Raw genomic sequence first — 20,923 nt, 5'->3', positions numbered from 1 at the left:
TTTCGCCTTTCGACGTTACTTCTTGGTTGTCGCGGTCGTCAGCGGGAAGTTGTCGCTGCGGAAGGGCACGGCCGGGAGACCGGCCTTGTTGAACAGGTTCAACTCCGGCTTCGCGAAGTTCACCCACCCGTAGCGGACCGCGACCGGCTTCGCCACGCTCTCACTCGTGACGATCACGTTCTCGCCCTCGATGGTCGCCTTCGCCGGGTAGAACTTCTTGTCCTCGCCGCAGACGGCGAAGCCGTTGAGCGAATCGCCCTTCGCCGACAGGCCGGCGGCGTGGTCGAACGCGACCTTCACCTTGCCGCCGTCGGCGGTCATCGACTTGTACGTCGGCCCTTGGTACTCAACCTTCTCACCGTAGGCGACGGCGCGGGCGGCGAGGGCCAGGCGGTCGCCGGCCGGTTCCTTCTTCTGCGGGTGGATGTCGTTCTCGTCGCCGGCGTCGGTGATGATCGCGATGCCCACGTGCTTCAGCGTCTTCGTGGCGTGAACCTGGGCGTCGCGGAGTTCCGCGTAGTCCAGGCCGCCGGCCGGGCCGTTTGTGGCGCCCTTGTAGGGGGCTAACTGCACCGCGAAGAACGGGAAGTCGTAGCCCCATTGCTTCCGCCAGTCAGTAATCATCGCCGGGAAAAGGGTGTAATACTCGGCCGCCCTGCCCGCGTTCGACTCGCCCTGGTACCAGATCGCGCCCTTGATGGCGTAGTGTGTGATCGGCGCGATCATGCCGTTGAACAGCGTGGTCGTGGTCGGGCCGGAACCGGGGTTGCTTTGCTTCCGCGGGGCCGTCGGTGCTTGCTTGCCGTCAGCCTTCGCCTTGTCGGCCGCGGCCTTCCACTTCTCCATCGCTGCCTTGTAGCTCTCGTCGGCCTTCGCCGGGTCGTAGCCCTTCATCGCGGTGTCGAACTGTTCGACGTAGTACTTCAGGTCGCTGTTGGCCGTGAGGGCCTCGCGGCTGGTCCACGACTGGCACGACGTGCCGCCCCAATCGGACGCGATCAGGCCGACCGGCACCTTCAGGTCGTTCTGGATGTCCCGGCCGAAGAAATAGCCGACGGCCGAGAAGTTCATCACGTTCTCGGGGTTGCACTCCAACCACAGGCCTTCCGTCTTGCTCACCGGGAAGTCAGCCTCCGGCTTCGCCGACGGGCGGTTCGGCACGGTGAAGAGGCGGATGTTCTTGTTCGTCGCCGCGTCGGCGACTTTCTTCGCTTGGCCGTCCTTATTGAGTTGCTTGACCATCCACTCCATGTTCGACTGCCCGGAGCAGAGCCACACTTCGCCGACGGCCACGTCCTTGAGCGTGACCGTTGTCCCGCCGGACTGAGCGGTGAGCGTGTAGCCGGTGCCCGCCTTCTGCGGCGGCAGTTTGGCCACCCACTTGCCGTCGGCACCGGCCTTGAGGAGCACGTCGACCGCCTTGTCTCCGCCCGTTTGCATCAGACCGACGCTGACATCGGCGTTCGGCGTGGCCGTGCCCCAAACGGTGGTTTCGGTCTTCTGCTGCAGGACCATGTGGTCGGAGAACATCGGGTGCAGTTTCACCTCGGCCCTCACAACCGGGCTGAGGACGCCGGCGGCACACGTCAGCAGGAGCAATCGCAGAAAGCGCATGGAAAGGAACTCCGGGAGGGGAAAAAAGGAGCAAAGGCAGGTGGGAACAGACTAAACGGACGTGACCCATCTGGCAACGGTGGAGACACGATTCGTAAACCGATCGATCTAATGCCGGTTATTCCAACACTCGGACTTTACTATTTTCGCTGAATTCTCAGAATTGGCTTGAACCGATTCTGCCAAATCGGTAATTTTTGCTCAAAATACGCAATCTACGCCCTGATTGGAATTCTTCGCTCAATCCGTGATTGGCGATTATGCCTGAAGAATGGCATTTGAGATGGTGACAGAAAATCACTCTCACAATGTCCCAGTACGGATAGCTAATGACTCCTCAGGACACACCTTGAACCTGCCCCTTTGAGGTTGCTGCTGATGTCGTCGCCCAACTCTTGGCGGAACGTGTCGAATTTCTCCGGCAAGCCTTCCCGGAGGCAGCGCCGGGCGGGTGGCAAGCAAAAGCCAACGACCAGTTTGCGGGTTACGCAGTTGGAAGACCGGACGACGCCGGCGGTAGGGTCTCCCCCCGGCTTATTCGGCAACGTGGCGACGTCTTCTACAACGGCGACAGGCCCTTACTCCCTTGTCACAGCCGACTTGAACAACGACGGGATTCTCGATCTCGTCACGGCCAATTTGGGGGGCGACCTCAGCTTTTTTTCGGGTAAAGGCAACGGCTTGTTCAACAGCCCGACGTCGGTCATCGTGGGGGGGACCCAACCCTTCTCCGTCGTGACGGCCGACTTCAACGGCGATACCAAGCCCGATCTCGCCGTCGCCCTCCGAGGCTCCAATCAAGTCGCCATTCTGCCGGGGAACGGGAACGGGACATTCTTGGCGGGGCAACTCATCAACGTGGGTTCCGGGCCGTTCACGATTCGCACGGCCGATTTGAACAACGACTCGAAACCCGACCTTGTGACCGCCAATTCGACCGGGAACTCGGTCTCGGTTCTGCTCAACACCGGGACCGGTTTTTCCCAGGCGAGTACGGTCCCGTACACCGTTCCGGGCCAAGACCCGTTCAGTGTGGCCGTCGCCGATTACACCGGGGACGGTAAGCCCGACCTCGCGGTCGCGAATAACACCTCGAACGACATCGTCATCTTGACGAACAACGGCAGCGGGGCCTTCACGCCGTTCGCAACAACGATTCCGGCACCGGGTGGGAGTGCGAGTCCGTTCGACATCGTGGCCGGGAATTTCGACGGTGCCGGGGGGGCCGACCTCGCCGTGAGCTACGGCGCGAATGATACCGTCTCCATCTTCACCGGCAACAACAATGGCACGTTCGTCGCGAAGGGGTCATTCTCGACCGGCGCTTCCGGTGCCTCACCCGAACGCCTTGCCACGGGCGATTTCAACCTCGACGGCAAACTCGACTTGGCGGTGGCTAATGCCGGCGTGATCGGCGGACAAGTCGGCGTCCTCCTCGGCAACGGCGATGGCACCCTCCAGGCCGTCCAGAAGTTTGTGACCGGCGGAAACGGGTCGATCGCCCCCGCAGTCGGTGACTTTAACGTCGACGGCAAGCCCGACCTCGCCGTCGCCAACGCCAACGGCAACAGCGTCGGCGTACTGCTGAACACGTACGTTGTCCCCGCGACGCTCACGCCGACCGTCTCCGGCACCGGCGACACGCTCACCGTCGCGGACACCGACACCACGGGGAAGGCCAACAACCTCACGGTCACCAGCGACGGCACGTTCATCACCATCACCGACCCCACAGAAGTGTTTACCGGCGGTAGCCACTCGTACAAGATCGCGCTCGCCGGCCTCACGTCCATCGTCATCAACGGCGCTGGCGGAAACGACACGCTTACGCTGGACTACAGCAACGGCACCCTGCCGAACATCAGCTTCGACGGCGGGGCCGGCGGGAACGACAAGCTCTCGGTCAAGGGCAACGGCACCACGAGCGCAACGTACTCGGCGGCCGCGACCTCGACGGCCACGAACCACCAAGGGACCATTCAAGTCGGCAGCTCCCTCATTTCTTTCTCGAACATCGAGCCCATCGACATCAGCGGGATGGCGACGGCCAGTCTCGCAACGCTGCCGCCGCCGGCCACCCCGCTCGCCGCCAACAACGTCTTCACCATCGCGAACGGCTTCGATCTCACCGGGCCGGGGACGACGCCCGCGATTGTGGTGTCCGGCACCACCGCCGGCAACCCGATCGAGAGTGTCGCGTTCTTCAACAACATGACCGTCATCATCGACACGAGTGGTATCGCCGCGAGCGCCGACACCTTCACCGTGTCTGGGGCGAACGGAACCGCGGCCGGAATCACGAACCTGACGCTCAACACCGGGGCCAATTCCGGCGACGCGATCACCGTCAACGGCACGACGACGTTCTCGGGCACGACGACGCTGAACGCCCCGACGATCAACCTGAACGCGAACGTGACGAACGCGATCACCGGTACGACCGCGACGACGGTGAACGTGACTGCCCCGGGGCAGATTCAAGATGGTGTGAACGTAGCCGCGACCGGCGCGACGGTGAACGTGGCAGCGGGGACGTACATCGAAAGCGTCAGCGTCCCGAAGACCCTGACCCTGAAGGGGGCGAAAGCTGGCGTGGACGCCCGGGCGCGGACCGGGGCGGAAACGATCATCGACAATTCGACCAACGCCGGCAAGACCGCGCTCTACGTCACGGCCAGCAACGTCAGCATCGACGGCTTCACTCTCCAGGGGAGTACGAGCTCGAACCAGTTCGGCCCGGCGATCTTCCTGGCCCCGACGACGAGCGGTGCGCATGTTGTCAACAACATCATTCAGAACAACTACGCCGGATTGTTCCTCACCAACAGCAACGCGATCAATCAGGGCGTGGTCCAATACAACCTGTTTCAGAATAATAACGGCGGCCTCAACACCGACATCTACGCCGACCAGTTCACCGCCGGCGTCGGCGGCGTGAAGAATGTCCTCATCGACAGCAACACGTTCACCAATTCGGCTCCCGTCGAATCGTCGTGGGCACTCGGGATCAGCAATACCAACGCTACGGCCTTCACCAACATCACCTTCTCGAACAACAGCGTTACCAATCACGGCCGGGGCGTGTACTTCTACAACACGACGGGCATCGCGGTCACCGGCAACGATTTCCTCAACCTCGTGGGCGCGCACTACGCCATCGGTTTCTTCAACGGCAACAGCACGATCACGGTCCAGGGGAACCGGATCGACGGCGGGTCCGACGGCATTCAAATCGCGGACGATTTCGGCACGCCGAACTCGGGCATCACCGCCACGCAGAATGCGTTCAAGAATCTGTCCCGCGCCAGTATCGAGTTCATCAACGAAGGCGGCACGGCCTACACCGGCACCCTCGACGCCTCGGGAAACTACTGGGGGACCTCGAAGCCCGTCGCGGTCACCGCGTCGATCATTCAAGACGCGGGGCCGGTCTCGGTCGTGGACTTCACGCCCCTCCTCGACAACGACGAGTCCGTCGCGAACCAGTCCGTGGTCGGCTTCCAGGCTGACTTGTCGTCGGCCACCGTCCACTCCCTCGGGGCGCAATCCGGCACGACGGGCCGCATCCAGGAAGGCGTCAACCTCATCGCCGGCAGCCTGACTAGCGCAAACCGCGTGCTGAACGTGACCGCCGGCACTTATACCGAGAACGTGACCACGGCAGCGACGTCCGTTACCCTCGCTCCCGGTTCCAGCCCGGGGTTGGTGACGCTCAACGGCAACCTCACGCTCGATAGCAACGACACCCTCGCCGTGGAACTCGGCGGAACCACAGCCGGCACACAATACGATCAACTCTTCGTGAATGGCACCGTGAACCTCGGCGGCGCGGCCCTGAGCGTGTCGCAGTTCGCCGCCTTCACCGTGAACCCGACCGTCACGCAGTCGTTCACCATCATCGACAACGACGGCACCGACGCGGTGACCGGCATCTTCGCCGGGCTACCGGAGGGCACGCCGATCACCTACGCCGGCGGCACCGTGTACGTCTCGTACCACGGCGGCGACGGGAACGACGTGGTCCTGTACTCCACCCCCGTCGTCAACGGCACGACCGGGGACGACACGTTCGTCTTCCGCAAGGCGGCCGCCCCTGCCGGGACGTACGAAATCAGCATCAACGGCGGGGTGTTCGTCAACCTCGGGGCGATCACGACCCTTGCCGTCAACGGCCTCGACGGCAACGACACGCTCACCATCGACAACACCAACGCGAACGCCTTGCTGCCCGCCGGCATCACCTTCAACGGCGGCAACCCGACCAGCACGCCCGGCGACAAACTGCAAGTCCTCGCCGGCGCGTACACGACGATCACGAACAGCTTCACGAACGCCAACGACGGCCGCATCGATTTCGACGGCCGCAAGGTCTTCTACACCGGCCTCGAGCCGGTACTGCTGAACGTCGGCAGCGTGACGGACGTGATCTTCAACCTTCCGGCCTCGCCCAGCAGCAGCGCCGTCCTCGGCGACGATGGCACTCTGGGGAACGGGCGGTTGCGGCTAGCGAGCAGCCCGGTGAATTTTGAGACGACGGACTTCACCGCCCCGACCGGCAGCCTGACGATCAATCGGGGCAACGTGGCCGACTCGTTGAACACCCTCGACCTGTCCGACTTCGTCGCCACTGCCAGCCTGAACGTCGGCAGTTCGGGGAGCCCGTTCAGCACGTTCAACATCACCGGCAAGGCGACCGCCGCCGCCGTCACGGTCTTCGCCAGCGCCATCGGCAACGACGCAACCGCGAATCTGAATGTCACCGGAACCGCGTCGTTCACGGGGAACGTCGTGATCGCGCTCGGCAACGTCCCCGGCGACAGCTTCAACTTCGGTTCGCTCACCTTCAATAGCACCAGTGCCGTTACTGTCGTCGAGGACTCGCAGACCGACCTCGTCGGGAGCAGCACCGCCGGCACCCTGACTCTGACTTCCGCGGGTCTGCTGACGAACGTGAACAATGCGACGCTCAGCGTGGGCGGCAACGCCAACCTTGGTGGCACGTCGATCAGCCTCGGCAACCAGGCCACCGACACGGTCAACTTCGCCTCGCTGACGTTCAACAGCGCCGGGGCGGTGAGCATCAGCGAGGACAGTGACACGTCGCTCGCCGGCACCAGCACGGCCGCCAGTCTCACGCTGGCGTCCACGGCGGGCATTACGAATGCCACGAACGCCAGCCTCACGGTGACGGGGACGGCGAGTTTCAACGGCACGTCGGTCGACCTCGGCAACCAGACCGGCGACACGATGAACTTCGGCGACCTCACGGTGTCCAGCACCGGCGCGGTCAGCGTCTCCGAAAATACGGCCACGGCGGTGAACACGGTCAGCGGCACGACGATCACCCTGTCCTCGGCCGGGGCGATCACCGACAACAACGGAACCGGTACGAACAACCTCACCGGCACGATGGTGACACTGTCAGCGGCTGGCGGCATCGACCTCGACACGACCATCGCTAGCCTCACGGCCACCACGAGCGCGGCCGGTTCCATCCTGATTCGCGAAGCCGATGGAATCACCCTGACGAACATGACGAGCAGCAACGGCCTCATCACGATCACGGCGGGCGGGACGATCACCGCAACGAACGTCGTCTCTTCGACGGACAGCGACGCGAACGACATCAGCATCACGGCGACCGGCGGCGGGAACATCGTGGTCGGCACGATCAACGCCGGGGCGACAGCCGGTGACGTCACTTTGAGTGCGAACACCGGCACCGGGTCGATCCTGAACAGCGGCACCAATCTCGTCACGGGCGACGTGGTGACGTTGACCGCCGCCGTGGACATCGGCACGGCCCCGCCGGTCGTGAACATCAACACGGCCGCGAACACAATCATCGCCTCGACGACCGCATCGCCGAACAGTGGCACGCACGGCATCTGGATCAACGAAACGGACGGCGTGACGCTTCAGAATGTGACCACTCAAGACGGTCTGATTCGCATCATCACTGGCGGCAGCACGACGGCGACGAGTGTCGTGGCGGCCGGCGCCGCGCGGAACGTGACGATCAACAACACGGCCGGCGATCTCACGGCGAACGTCGTCACTGCTTCCAACGGAAACGTGACCCTGACCTCGACTCTCGGGGCAATCCTCGACGGCAATGCGGCTGGTACGACGAATGTCACCGCCGGGGCGGCCACCGGCCTCGGCACGTTCACGGCCGGGACGACGGTTAACCTCGACACGCGGCTGGTGAACCTCGCTCTGTCGTCTCCGAACGGTAACGCGGCGATCCGCGAGTTCGACGGCCTGAACATCAACTCGGCGAACGTCGGGGCGAGCGTCTTCGAACTCAGCACCGCCGGCACCGCGACGCAGAGCGGGACGATCACCGCCGGCGGCTTCCGGTTCACCGGCAGCGGGGTGGCGACGCTCGCCAACACGGCCAATGATGTCGCCGCCCTCGCCGCGAACCGCACGGGCGACTTCACCTACGTGGACGCGAACTCGCTGACCATCGACACGGTTACCGGCCTCACCGGCTCGACCAGCGGCATCGCACTCGGGACCAGCAGCCTGGTCGTCACGGCCCTGAGCGGGTCGCTCGTCGTCAATCAGGCGGTCACAACGTCGGGCACGATCGCCGTCTCCGCGGTCGACGCGACGGCGGCCACGCTGACGGTCAACGCCGCGATCAGCGGCGGGTCGACGGTCGGCCTCGCCACGGGTGCGGGGAACGACGCCGTTACCGTGTCCGCGACGGGGTCTGTCACCGGCACGGGCATGGTGATGATCAGCGGCAACGCCGGCAACGACACCTTCACCCTGAACGGACCGGTCAGCGGGCCGAACGCCTATGTCCTGGGTGGTGACGGCACCGACCTGTTCGCCGTCACCAAGTCCGGGGCGTCCACGCTCCACCTGGACGGTCAGGCGAACGCCGACACGTACACGATCACGGTGGGCACCCTCGACGGTACGGTGGCCGTCGAAGAATCCGGGGCCACGGGGACCGACACGCTGACCGTCCAGGGCACGGCCGCGGTCGATACCTACGACGTGAACACGGCCGCCGCCGGCAACGCGACGGTGCGGGTCACCGGCGCGGGCGTCTCCAGCCCGGCCGACACCGTCACCTACAACAACGGCGTCGACGTGATGAACCTCGACGCCCAGGGCGGCGACGACGTTTACAACCTCCAGTTCACCACCGGCGGCCTATCGTTCCTGCCGCCGGTGACGAACATCACCGACACCGGGGCCAGCGCGAACGACGTGGCCAACGTCTACGGCACGGACAACCCCGACACGATCGACGTGAACTTCTCGGCCGTGCGGACCACGAAGTCCGGCGGTGAGACGATCACGTACGCGAACGGGAACCTCGACAAGTTGTACGTCTTCTCGAAGAACGGCAACGACACGGTGTCCACGAGGCCGGTCGCCAAAGCTGGGGGCGGGCCGGAGGTCCACCTGGACGGCGGCAACCCGCAGTCGCCGACCGCGCTGCCCGGTGACTTCCTCGTCGTTGACGTGGCCGGCGTGACGGGCCTGGACACGGCCACGATCGCGACGCCGAACGGCAGCCTCCCGTCGACCTCGCACAACCTGCTCGACTGGGTCAGCTTCGAGACGATCCCGGTGCCGATCGGCCTCGGCGGCACGTTCGACTTCGGCCCGGCCGGGGGGGCGGTGCAAGCCGGGCCGTACGCCCCGTACTGGACGGGCGTCGCAAACACCGACGTCTACCCGACGGCCGGGTACTACGGGTGGGCGTCGCCGGTCAATGCGGCCGACCGCGGCCCGACGGCCCCCGACCCCGCCCAGACGAACTTCCAGTCCGTCCTCCGGGACAGCAACTGGTTCGGCCCGCTGAACGTGGCCGGCACGTTCAGCGTGGCGACCATCGCGAAGGGCAACTACCAGGTGAGCGTGACCCTCGGCGACCACGACGTGGTCATCGACAACGTGTTCGTCACCATCGAGGGGGCGGGCAAGATCGCCGTGCCGACCGTGTTCCAGAACCAGTTCGTCACGCTCACGGCCGTCGGTTCGGACGTGAACGGCGACGGCAAGATCGACGTCACGTTCGTGGACACGTTCGGCACGCACGAATACTGGCACGTGAACGCCGTCGACGTGCGGCCGGTCAACCTCGTGTCCCCGGTGACGATCGACCGCATCGACCCGATGTCGAAGGCCGTCATCGCCAACAGCACGCTCGCCGCTGACGGGTTGAGTACGACGACATACCAGGCCGCGGGCTTCTTCCCGAACGCGGTGGTGTCGATCGCGGCGACGGCCGGCACGCTGTCCGGCGTTGCCCCGGACGGCCTGACGAACGCGGCCGACGCGGACCCTTTCCTGACCGGCCTGCAAGTGCGGACGGACGCGAACGGCGTGGCGTACTTCCGCCTCTTGGCCCCGACGGGCAACGCCCCGGTCACGCTGACGGCGAACGCCGCTATCGTCGTCGACGCGAAGGGCACGTACACGCAAGCCTACGCCCTGCCGACCGCCCGCAAGGTCGACTTCAACGCCGCCGGATCGACCGGCCCGACCGCGGCCGGGTACCTCGGCGTCCCGGCGACCCTGTACACGAACTCGGCCGGGAACGGCCTCGGCTGGCTGGAACCGGTTCTCTCGAAGGACCGCGGTGCGGGGTTCGGCGGCGCCCTGTTCGAAGACTTCAACTACGGCCTCATCGGCTCCCCGGGCGTTCTGGCCATCGACGTGCCGTCAGGAGCTCAACAGGTCGTCACGTTGTACATCGGCGACCTGGACGCGCCGCCGGACGAGATGGTGATCGAGTACTTCAACGGCACGGCCTTCGTGCCGCTGGCCGCCAACGTGAAAGCCGCGAAGACGAACATCCTGTCGTTCACCGTCACGCCGGTGGACATCGGCGGCGGGAACTTCCAGATGCGGTTCCGCATCTCCGACGCCGGCGGCCCGCAGAACGGGTGGAAACTGCAGGGGCTGGAATACCGCCCCCTGAGTACCCAGGGCGTACTCGCCGTGTCCCCAACGGCGGCGGTCGCCGGCGACGGGAGCCTCATCACGACGTACGGCATCTCGGGCGGCCCGGCGACCGGCCTCGTGACGATCTCGACGAAGTACGGGGCGATCACCACGGCCGACGCCTCGCCCGATTACGACGGCGTTCAAGTCCTCCTCACCGGCGGCACGGGCTCGTTCGCCATCAAGTCGCCGGTCGTGGCGGCCGGGAACGTGAACTCGTCCGTGGGCCTGGTGGCCGTGGACGGGGCCTTCGCGGGCGGTTTCACGCAGGTGTACACCGGGGCGAAGGTCAGCTACGACTTCGGCCCGGCCGGGTCGCCGGTCGCCGCGAACTTCAAGGGCGTGAGCGCCACCGAGGTCTTCAGCAACCAGACGGGGTACGGGTTCGCCGTCGCGGCTTCGGACTTCGACCGCCTCCCGGCCGACTACCCCCAGATCACGGCGACGGGCACCCCGGACTTCTACCGCGACGGGGCGAACGGCAACCCGCCCGCGGTGTACAAGGTGCTGGTGCAACCGGGGCTGACGGGGATCCCGGTCACGCTGTACGCCTTCGATGCGTACAGTTCCCGCGGCAACGTCACGGTCACCGTCGAGGGCGGCGGCACCCAGACGCTCCTGACGAACACCAACGGCCCGGTGATCTTCAACCTCACCGGGGGGGACGCCAACAACGACGGGGTGTTGGACGTGACCATCAGTGCCTTCTCGTTCTGGACGGCCAACGGCATCGAAATCGGCACGTCGCCGCCGGTGCTGCCGTTGCACGCGGCCGCCGGCCCGGTCGCGGCGGGCACCGCCCTGTCCGGCGACGCCCTCGCCGCCCTCACCGCGGAAGCCGTTCGCCGGTGGTCGATGCTCGACCTCACGCCGGCCCAGCGGGCGGCGCTTGGGGCCGTGACGGTCACGACGGCCGACCTCGACCCTGCCGGAGAACTCGGCCAGGCGAGCGGCACGCGGGTGACGATCGACGACGACGCGAACGGGGCCGGGTGGTACGTCGACCCGACGCCCGGCGATGACGCCGAGTACGTAGTCAACGGCGCGGACCTGACCGGGACGGGGGCGGCGGCCGGCCGGTTCGACCTTCTGACCGTCCTCGAGCACGAGATCGGTCACGCCCTCGGCCTGCAACACACGGCAAGCGGCCTGATGGCGGAAGCCCTACCGCCCGGCGTCCGCCGGTTGCCCGTCCTCCCGGCCGACGACGACCTGGTGGAACTGGTCGTGGCCCCGCCCGACTTTGCGGTCCTGCCGACGGCCGACGGCTCCCTCGACGCCGGGGCCGTGAAGGCGTACACCCTCAGCCCAGCGTCGCTCAGTGGTCCGTCGTCGGTCGTGCTGTTCGGCGTGGCGGTCGATGTGTCCCAACGGCCGGCGGAGAAGCCGAGCACCACGTCGCCGCCGGCCGGGGCGTACCGCGTGACGACGGAGCCCGAAATCGGCAGCGACGAGTTCAACGACGTGTAACGGCCTGACGGCAGTCATGAAACGCCTGCGGGGCAAGCGAGACAGTTCGCTTGCCCCGCGGGCGTGTGGTTTTGAGTGGCGAAGAGTTCGACAGCCGGCGACTTCCCGATCGCCGAGTTAATGGCCTCGGCGGATGTCGGACGGCGGGTAGCGAATCTCGACCCGGTAGACCTTCTTCGTCCGGCAGTAGACTTCCCACGTCTCCGGGTTGATCCGCTCGGGCACTTCGACCCGGTGGAGGTCCACCGTGGCGTGGAAGCCCCGTTCCGAGCACACGTCGATCATCATTCGCAGGGCGAGGGGGTCGTCGAGCAGCGAGTCTTCGAAGTTGATCTGCGCGTGCCCCGACATCGCGTGGGCCCGGACGATCGGCAACGCCTTCGCCTCGATGAGGCGGATGACCGACTGAAAGAGGGCGGGCTGCTCCTCGTGGTACTGTTCCAACCGCTTCACCAACTCCTGGCGGGCGTGCAGGGCGAGTTGCGTCGCCACCGGGATGGCCTGGATGAGCTCGAACACGCCGGGGCTAAGTTCGAGCGAACTCTGATAGGTGAACTCGCGGACAATGTTCCGCTGCACCTCGGGCAGGTCGCCCTCGGCGTCGATGAAGTGGAAGTGGAAGATCCGCCGGAGCGATTGGAGGGCGTCGAACGTCGAATCCTTGAACGCCTTGTACCGCTTGCGGCACAAGCCCGGATCGAGGTCCGTGACCCGCTCTTCGAGGAGGTCGCCCACGCCCGACTCGCGGACCTGCCGGTTGTGGTCGCGGATGACACGGCCGCGCTTTAGTTGCCGCTCGACGCTCACGTCCTCGGTCACGAACAGGAGCGCGATCCGGAACATCGGCTTCCCCGGTGCCCACTCTTCCGCGGCGTCATCGTCACCCGGCTGCGAGCCGATCATCGCGTGGTAGAACAGCTTCAAAAACTCGACCTGCACCTTCGTGCGGGGGAAGCCGTCGACGATGACGCCGTCGCGGTACTGGGGGTCGAGGAGTTCTTCGAGCAACAGGCCGATCACCTCGCGGTCGCCGACCATCTGCCCGGCGTTCTTGATCGCCGTCGCCTGGGGCGTCGTTAGCAAGCTGCTGATGACGATCGGCGGGGCCGTGATGTCGCGGGCGTTGGCGATGAACGCTGTGTTCGTTCCCTTCCCGGCCCCGGGCGCGCCGCCGAGCCAGATGAACTCGCGCGGGAAGGTCAGGCGGTCGCCGTGCCGCTCAATCAGGTCGGCCCAAACCGCCGGGAAGATCAGCTGCGCGTCCTTGATTTCCAGGTCGCCGCTGGCCGGCGTGGGTCCGGGCGTCGACGGGGGCAGGGAGTCACTCACAGGCACACCGGGGCGGAGGAAACGGAGTTCGCGAGTGTCGTTTTATGGGTTCTGCGCGGAAAGGTGCGGGTCCGTTGCCTCGGTTTGGCCGAACCACGGGAGGACCGGGAGGGGATGGACGGCCGGGACGGCATCTCATCGGAGTGCCGGCAGAGAACGACGTGATCGCGTGCTGAAAACCGAGGCAAGGAATGCTCTCCTATCCGGCGGCCGAGTCGGAGACACGAGACCGAGTGACGCTCACCGCAAGGTGGAAATCGCTTGAAAACCAGGGGATTCGGAAGGCGATTCTGGGAAGTGCGGAAATTGGCACGCCCCGTGCTTTATTTACCTCGTCGAGCGAAAGACTGACAAGTTAACCGTGCGGAGGGGAGAGGCCACACGGTTCGCGACTCGGTCCCAACTCGCGAAATCAACCGCCCGCGACACGGCCCTTGGGAGAGGGAGCCGGGTCGCGGGCGGTCTTTCATTTCCCCGCCTCTCACGCCGTACCCATCGACCCAGAATAAGCAGTCCGAAGATTCGCCGGGCGTGTTCGAGTGACGCAAAAAAATCGTGGTTCATTCGTTCGTGGGGGTCGAAATAAGTTGACCCGGGACGATATTTTCGCGAACATCGGAGCGACCGGTGGTCCCTACGGCCAATCGGCCCTAGCCCGCGAGTGGAGAGGTTCGTCCATGCCCGCGATCGCTCGGCTCACGGTTACTTCGGGCGGCGGGGGCGTCTTGGTACTGCGGGCGGGCCGCTACCGCATCGGCCGATCCCGCGAGTGCGACCTTTTCCTGGACGACCCGACCGTTTCCCGCGTCCACGCGGTCGTCGTCGTCACCGACGAGTCGGTTTCCGTCGTCGATAATGCCAGCCTGAACGGGACGTTCGTTGACGGCGAGCGGGTCGCGACGTGCGTGTTGACGCCCGACGCGGTCATCCTCTTCGGCGGCGTGGAGTGCACCTACGAACCGTTGGAGCGTCCCCCCGTGGAGGAATCGACCCACTGCGCTAAACCGGGGCCGCGAGTTCACGGGACGATGATTTCGCCGGCCGAGGAACGGGTCTTCAACCTCTTGTTGTGCGGGCACTCGGAAAAGATGGTGGCGGCCGTGCTGTCGCTCAGTCGGAACACGGTCCACAACCACGTCAAGCAAATCTACCGCGCCTTCGGCGTCCACTCCCGGTCGGAACTGCTCGCCAAGGTACTGCGTTCGCAACCGCACAAACAAAAGCAACGGTAGCCCCACCCCGGGCGGGCCGGGCGTCGCCCGTACACTGACCGGGGCTCGCACGCCGATCCTCGGCAATGCGCGTTCACAACAACGCGATGTCGAACCCGTTCGTGCTGGGCAAGGTCGAAGTGAGCGCCGAACCTTTCAAGTGACTGGCGTATCGACACACGGAGGATGATTCAGGTCGGAAAGGGCCGAATCGTCCTTGACCAATCACGGCGGTCATCAACACTGAACACCATGACCCTCGCAACTGCCCCACAAGTCTAGAAGGTCCCCACATGTCTACCGTGCCTGTGCCCGCAGCGGCGTCGCCGCTGACCCACGTCAAGCGAGCGTTCGGATGGAACCTCGGCAAAGTCGTCCCTTCGAGGGCCGAGTCGGAATCGCTCGATAAGTCCGGGGTCCACGACCCCGCCGTGCGGCGGTACGCCGCGTGGCGGCGGAGCTTGCTGCTGGTCGCCTTGGTGCCGACGGCCGTCTCGTTCGCCCTGGCCCTCTTGGACACGGTGCAATCGGGGTTCGGCGAACTCACGACCCTGGGCGTCGGCCTGGAGGTGGCGTGGCTCGTCATGGCGGCCGCCCTACCGGTCGCGTGCCTGCTCGGTATCCGCGCGTGGAAGAAGCCGGGGTCAACCTCCCACCTCCTCACCGTCGCGTGGGCGTTGGCGTTTCTGCTCCCGTTCATCTACGCCCTGCTGCCGGTGAACGCGATCTACCACGTCCACGCGATCGACGCCACGCCCAAAGTCGCCCCGAAGGCGGCCCCGAAAGCGGTCATGCCGATGGACGAGGACGACGACGACGACGATGAAGATGAAGATGAAGATGAAGATGAAGATGAAGATGAAGAGGCCGACACGCCGACGGTGCCCATCGACCCCGAGAAACTCGAAAAAGCCCAGGCCTTGCAAGAGTTGGCCGTCGAGTTCGTCCTGTCCGGGAGCAGCTACCTGTTGTTGTTGCCGGCCGTGCTGTCGTTGATCCCCGGTGCGATGAATGGCTGCCTGCGGATCAAGTCGTTGCTGCCGGCCGCCCAACTGCCCGGCTGGTTACTCGTGTGTGCGGCCCCGGCGTTCCTGCTGTTCTGGCTGGTCATCCTCGTCCTCGCCAATCACGCGGCCCGCAGCCCGTTGTTGGTGTTCGGCGTCCTGCTCTGGTCCGGCGCGCCGATCTGGTACTCGATCCGCGGCCGGGTGTTCGTGCAGTCTCAGATCGGGGAAGCGGCCGCCGCGAAGATCGGGGGCGTCAAGAAGTTGGTCGGCCTCACGACGCTCGTCGGCCTCGGCCTGATGCTCGCCTTCCTGCTGACGACGAAGGTGATCGGCCTGAAGGTCATCGGCTTCGAGCGGTCCACGGCCGTCGCGACGAAGATCGACGAGTTGAGCGAGGACGACGAGGTGAGTCTGGAAGACGTGCAGCAAGCGTTGGCCGAGTCGAAGTCGTTCGTGTACGCCCTCGACCTGTCGTCGTGGCGGTTCGCGGTCGACTTCCTCGCGAAACTCTTGGTCGTCACGGCCATCTTCGCTGATCTGGTCCTACGGGCCACGCTCATCGCCTGGCGGAACGACCGGACCTTGCGAGCCGACAACAAGGCGACGGAGTACGACGGCAGCGCGGGGGCGGCGGAAGCGATTTTGTAGAAGCCCGGCGAGCCGAGCACCGTGAGGTGCCGGGTGAGTGGCAATGACATTCACCCGGCACCTCGCGGCGCTCAACTGCCGTCATCCGTTCTTGCTCAGACTGTCGTGGAGAACCTGAACGATCTGCCGGAGGGACAGGGTGAAAAAGCCCGCCTTACCGGCATCGAACGCCTCTCGCCACGTCGCGTAGCCCTCACCGGGGTCCGATGGCGCGGGCTGTGTTTTGACCAACTCCACGACCGACCGATCGAAGGCTTCTTCGCTCAAAGGCAGGTGGCCGGCCTCACGAACGTACCCGTCCTTACCCTGCGGGGACGCGATTGAAAGTCCGGCAAGCGAGACATGAATGATGGTCCCGCCCTGTGGGGCGGTGTCTACCTACAGGACGGTCGCCCGTGAATCTTCCTCGCCCGGTCGGGTGTGATAGGTCCAGACTTGGCCCGCAGCGTACGGCATTTCGGTTTCCTCGGATGGCGGCTTCAACGCCATTGCCGTGAGAGAGGTTGACGATCCGCCGTGGGTTCGCGTCGATTATTCCCCAATTGCTTTATCCCAGTCCGCCAGTTGGCGCTTCAGTTCCGCGAAGTCGATCCGCGTGATCGGCGGTAGGAGCGGGTCGTCGGGGGGGTCGGCTTCGTCGGTGTCGGCGGGGCGGGGGCCGGTGCGGAACTTACGCAACTCGTCTTCCAGCCGCCGCAGCCAGACCGGCACGTCGAGGCCAACGCCCGACGGCGACTCGGCCAGCGGGCGGATCACGTCGAGCAGGCCGAGGAACACCGGCGAAGTTTCCGGCAGCACGCCGCCGTGAACGGTCATCGCGGCGTCACGGGCCACGGCCGCGGCACGGGCCACCCGGGCGGCCGCTTGATCGATTTGCAGCGGCTGTACGAACCGCTCTTCCAGCCGGTTGCGAACCGTCCGCACGCGCAGGCTGTGCTCCTGCTCGCGGGCTTCGAGCTTGGTCATCAGTTCGTCGGCGATGCTCTGCGTCTTGCCGAGGATGTACTCCCGCCACTTCCCGGCCAGGTCGTCCAGTCCGCGGCGGCACAGCACTTCGTGCACGAGGATGAACGGCTTCAGCCGCCACGCCACCCGCTCGTAGGACACCTTCAGCCGCAGGAAGTCGAGCAGGATGTACAGGTTCTCGCCGTAGTCGGATTGCGTGGTCGTGGTGTTGTAATCGCGGTACTCGTCGTAGTGTTCGACCAGCGATTGCAGCACGACTTCCAAGTGCCGGGCGATCTGCGTGCGGTTGGCGTCGGCCGCGGTCCAGGCTTCGAGAATCTTCGGCGTCTCGTCCTCGGCCTTCAGGTTGCCTTGCGCGTCGGCTTCGGCGAGGTTGTTCAACCAAGTCTCGGTCCCCTGTGTGAGGATGCCGCGAATGTTCGAGAGCGTCAGGAACCGCACCGTGAACAGCTCGCTACCGTAGGTGCGGACGAATGTCGCCAACTCGTTCCACTCGTCGTCGTCCAGCACTGATTCGAGGGCGGAGAGGCGGAGCGAGTGGCTGTGTTCGAGCCAGAGCTTCTGGAAGGAGTCGGCCACCTGCCGGACGACCGGGAACAGGCCGTTCGGGTCGGCGGCATCCTTCGGCTGCGCCTCGATGGAGGCGAGCATGGCGTCGGCCACGTTCGCGACAGCCGTGCGGAAAAGTTGGTCGAAGGAACTGACGCGCCGCCCTTCCGGGGGCGAGTTCCGCTCCATCGCGCGGGCGAGCTTCGTCAGTTGGTACGTCTCGCGCAACAATCCCAGCCGTGGGAGGCGGGCGAGCAGCGATTCGAGCAAGTGCAACGCCGACTGCGTGCGAACGGCCGGGCCGGGCGGGCCGCCGTCGGCGGGCGGGTGGACTAACAGCGGTTCGTGGCGGAACAGCGGCACGAAACCGGCGACGAACTTGCGGGCTAGCGCCGGGTCGTTCGACGCGATGGCCCGCTCCAACCGTACCGCGACCTCTTCCCACGCCGGCTGATCGCTCGACCCGCGCGGCCCGCCTTCGGCCGAGGGCAATTCCGCTGCCCGTGTGAGGGCGGCGGTCAATGCTCGGATGGCGGTTGCGGTTTCCACCACGGTCGAAACGGCCAGGTCGAGCAGGTGGCCTTTGAGCGAGCGGCGGCGGTCGAACTCCATCACGCCATCGACGCCGGTGGACGGGGCAGGCAATTCAACCTCGGCGAGCCGGTCAATGAACTCGGTGAGGGTGGCCATGTTGCCGCGGGCGGTTTGCAGCCAGTCGCCGAGGGCGTGGGAGGCGGCCGCGTCGTAGGGCAGCCACAACTCCGGTCGCGCCACCGTCCGCCACCAGCGGGCGACGGCGGCCAGGAACCGCAAGCGGTCTTCATGAGCGTCCGAATCGGCTTCCAGCGGGAAGTCGGTTGGCGGCAGGTTCCCGCCGCCCTCGGCCAGCGAGCCTTCGGTGCCGTCCTCGGCGGAGTCCTTGAACGACATCCCCTCATAGGCCGAGGCGAACAGATCATTGTCTTCGTCGTCCTTTTCTTCATCCTCGTCGGGCTCTGCCGCCACGGTCGCGGCCCCGCCGCGTGTGATGGTCGGCACCCGCCAGCGGTCCTCGGCGTTCGCTTCCAGCAGTTCGAAGAATCGGCGGATGAGGCCGCTCTTGTCGCCCCCCGGCAGGTCGGAGGCACATAGCCCTTTGAGCCAGCGGAAAGCGAGCCGCACGAACGAGGCCGACGGGTCTTGCAGCGGCACGCCGAGGTTGGCCCCCGGCGCGACTTCCGCATCGGCCCCCGGCTTCGGGGCTTCCGCCAGCCACGTCATCAGGAGGGCGAGCGCCCCCTTGTAGTCGCCGGTGTCCAGCAGCGCGTCGATGACCTGGGCGAAGGCCGACGGCGTGCGGAACCCTTCACGGTGCTTCCGCCAGAAGCCGATGTCGTTGGCCGACGTTCCGGCCTTCCGCCACAGGGCGAGGGCGTTGGCGACGTGCTTGGCCGCGTCGGCCCGCTCGCTGCCGAGGACGCGGGGCATGTCGCTGACGGTCGTCGTGGCGAAGCGGTCCCACCACTCGGCGAGGGTCTGCATCTGCGCGATCAGTCGATCCACCGTGGCGTTGTCTTCCCCCGCGACGGCCGCCGTTAGCGTCAAGGCGTAGCGGTCGAATTGACGGCCGACGGTGAGGATTAACTCTTCCGCCCGCGGGTCGCGCACCGTGTCTTCGCGTCCGGGGAAGATCGGGAAGAGGCCCTGGAAGCCGAGGACGTTCCACGGGTCGATCATCGCCCCACAGTCGATGCCGCGGTGAATCAGGTCTTCGGCCTCGGCGAGCAGGTTCGCGGCCTCCTTCGGCCGGCCGGCCTTCGCCGCGAACTCGGCTCCGGTTTGGCGAATCCGCACCTCACAACTGAACCGCACCGACGGGGCTGGGATGTTCGCCGCTCGTCGGCGGGCCGTGGCCGGGTAGCCCATCGCGGCGAAGAGCATCGCTAGCCGCCGCTCTTGGAGGTGCAGGGCGCGTTCCGTGGCGATCGACTGGTTGAGGAACTGCCGCACGCCGGCGAACGGCTGCTTCAACTTCGCCGCTTCTGCCCGGAGGCGTTCGCCCTGCGCTCCTGGCAGTTGTTCGAGGAGCCGCTTATAAAACTCGTCGCGGTACCGGGCGATCCGCTGCACCAGCGTCGTGAGCGTGACGGAGGAGTCGTACACCGCGGGGCCGGACCCGCTGACGCCGGCTCCCATGAGGATCGTGCCGGCCAACACGGCGGCGCTTTCGAAGAGGCGTTCGCCGTCGAACGGGCCGTTCGGGTTCGGCTTCGCCCAGCGGTAGAGGGCGTCGAGGGTCGGCTGGCGGAGGATGAACCGGCGGTAGTTGCCGCGGTTGTCGATGTGGTGCGGGTCCCACTCGCCGAACAGCACGTTCGGCCGCTTCGTCACCGGGTGGAAGTGGTCGGCCGCCCGCGGGTCCACGGCCAACTCGTCGAGGTTCGCGAGTTCGAAGCCGGCTTCTTCGCGCAGCACTGCGTTCGTGTTGCCGAGCAGTTCCAGGGCCGGGCGGACGAGCGCGGCATACGGCCCCGGTGCGACGCCGACGCCGGCGAAGTAGACCGGCACGGCTGCGACCTTTTCGTGCGGGTAGAACTCCGTTTGCGGCCGCGTCTCTAGCACGGCGATCGGCCGATAGCCGACGTAGTCGTCCAGCGCCCGCACGACCGCCTGGGCCAATGCCTCCGCGTCGGCGTTCGGCTTCTTACCCCGTTCGCGGAGGGTGACTTCGCAGGCGCGGGCAAGGAAGAACGCCGTGAAGAGCATGCCGTCGGATTGGTGGGCGAGCAGGTCGGCGTGGTGGCGGCGGTAGGCGGTGAGGACGGTTTCGAAGGCGACGGTGCGGATGAACCGGGCTTGCGACAGGTCGCGGAAGGCGGCCGCGCCGGACGCTTCGAGTTCGTCGCCCGCGGCCGCCAGCCAGGCGGCGGTCGTTTTCCAGGGGGTTGGGTCGTCGGCGTCGATGAGGTACGCGAACACGTCGGCGAGCAACTTGCGGAACCGCAGGTCGGGCCGGCCGTCCGAGAAATTCAGGTAGCCGAGCAACTTGCCCGCCTCGAACCGCCGCCCAAGATCCGCGTTGATGCTATCCATCCGCACCGTTCCCAATACCCGCCGGGGCGAGTGGCCCCGGGTCGTTCCCAACCATCTTAGCAGAACCGCGAGCAGGGGCGT

The 20,923-nt window shown here is 66.0% G+C and carries 6 protein-coding genes; 3 read left to right on the top strand and 3 right to left on the bottom strand.

Translation table 11 applies throughout. The features are described 5' to 3' along the window. Positions 1-15: 15 nt before the first annotated feature. Positions 16-1,614 (bottom strand): sialate O-acetylesterase, encoded by a 1,599-nt coding sequence (locus tag PX52LOC_RS35875; RefSeq protein WP_149114594.1) that lies wholly within the window; start codon positions 1,612-1,614, stop codon positions 16-18. A gap of 378 nt (positions 1,615-1,992) precedes the next feature. Here PX52LOC_RS35875 and PX52LOC_RS35870 point away from each other — a divergent pair, with 378 nt between their 5' ends. Further along, complete coding sequence (locus PX52LOC_RS35870) at positions 1,993-12,060, top strand: FG-GAP-like repeat-containing protein (protein WP_149114593.1); 10,068 nt, start codon at positions 1,993-1,995, stop codon at positions 12,058-12,060. A 117-nt stretch (positions 12,061-12,177) separates the two neighbouring features. Here the strand turns inward: PX52LOC_RS35870 and PX52LOC_RS35865 are convergent, their stop codons facing one another. Beyond that, on the bottom strand, positions 12,178-13,389 hold the full coding sequence (locus PX52LOC_RS35865) for a nucleoside monophosphate kinase (RefSeq protein ID WP_149114592.1): 1,212 nt from the start codon (positions 13,387-13,389) through the stop codon (positions 12,178-12,180). Between the two features lie 677 nt (positions 13,390-14,066). Here PX52LOC_RS35865 and PX52LOC_RS35860 point away from each other — a divergent pair. After that, on the top strand, positions 14,067-14,621 hold the full coding sequence (locus PX52LOC_RS35860) for an FHA domain-containing protein (RefSeq protein WP_149114591.1): 555 nt from the start codon (positions 14,067-14,069) through the stop codon (positions 14,619-14,621). Positions 14,622-14,893: 272 nt separating this feature from the next. Beyond that, positions 14,894-16,255, top strand: coding sequence for a hypothetical protein (locus PX52LOC_RS41805; protein ID WP_178132594.1), 1,362 nt, complete (start codon positions 14,894-14,896; stop codon positions 16,253-16,255). A 531-nt stretch (positions 16,256-16,786) separates the two neighbouring features. Here the strand turns inward: PX52LOC_RS41805 and PX52LOC_RS35845 are convergent. Beyond that, positions 16,787-20,842, bottom strand: a complete 4,056-nt coding sequence (locus PX52LOC_RS35845; RefSeq protein ID WP_149114589.1) for a hypothetical protein — start codon at positions 20,840-20,842, stop codon at positions 16,787-16,789. Positions 20,843-20,923 lie beyond the last annotated feature (81 nt).

It is taken from the genome of Limnoglobus roseus (assembly GCF_008254045.1).
GTDB lineage: Bacteria > Planctomycetota > Planctomycetia > Gemmatales > Gemmataceae > Limnoglobus > Limnoglobus roseus.
The sequence above is the reverse complement of the archived record's forward strand: the minus strand, read 5'-3'. Positions and strand labels throughout refer to the sequence as shown.

Bases quoted from the DNA above. Each gene is read 5' to 3' on its own strand.
- PX52LOC_RS35875 (WP_149114594.1), bottom strand. From the start codon at position 1,614: ATGCGCTTTCTGCGATTGCTCCTGCTGACGTGTGCCGCCGGCGTCCTC.
- PX52LOC_RS35870 (WP_149114593.1), top strand. From the start codon at position 1,993: ATGTCGTCGCCCAACTCTTGGCGGAACGTGTCGAATTTCTCCGGCAAG.
- PX52LOC_RS35860 (WP_149114591.1), top strand. From the start codon at position 14,067: ATGCCCGCGATCGCTCGGCTCACGGTTACTTCGGGCGGCGGGGGCGTC.
- PX52LOC_RS41805 (WP_178132594.1), top strand. From the start codon at position 14,894: ATGTCTACCGTGCCTGTGCCCGCAGCGGCGTCGCCGCTGACCCACGTC.
- PX52LOC_RS35845 (WP_149114589.1), bottom strand. From the start codon at position 20,842: ATGGATAGCATCAACGCGGATCTTGGGCGGCGGTTCGAGGCGGGCAAG.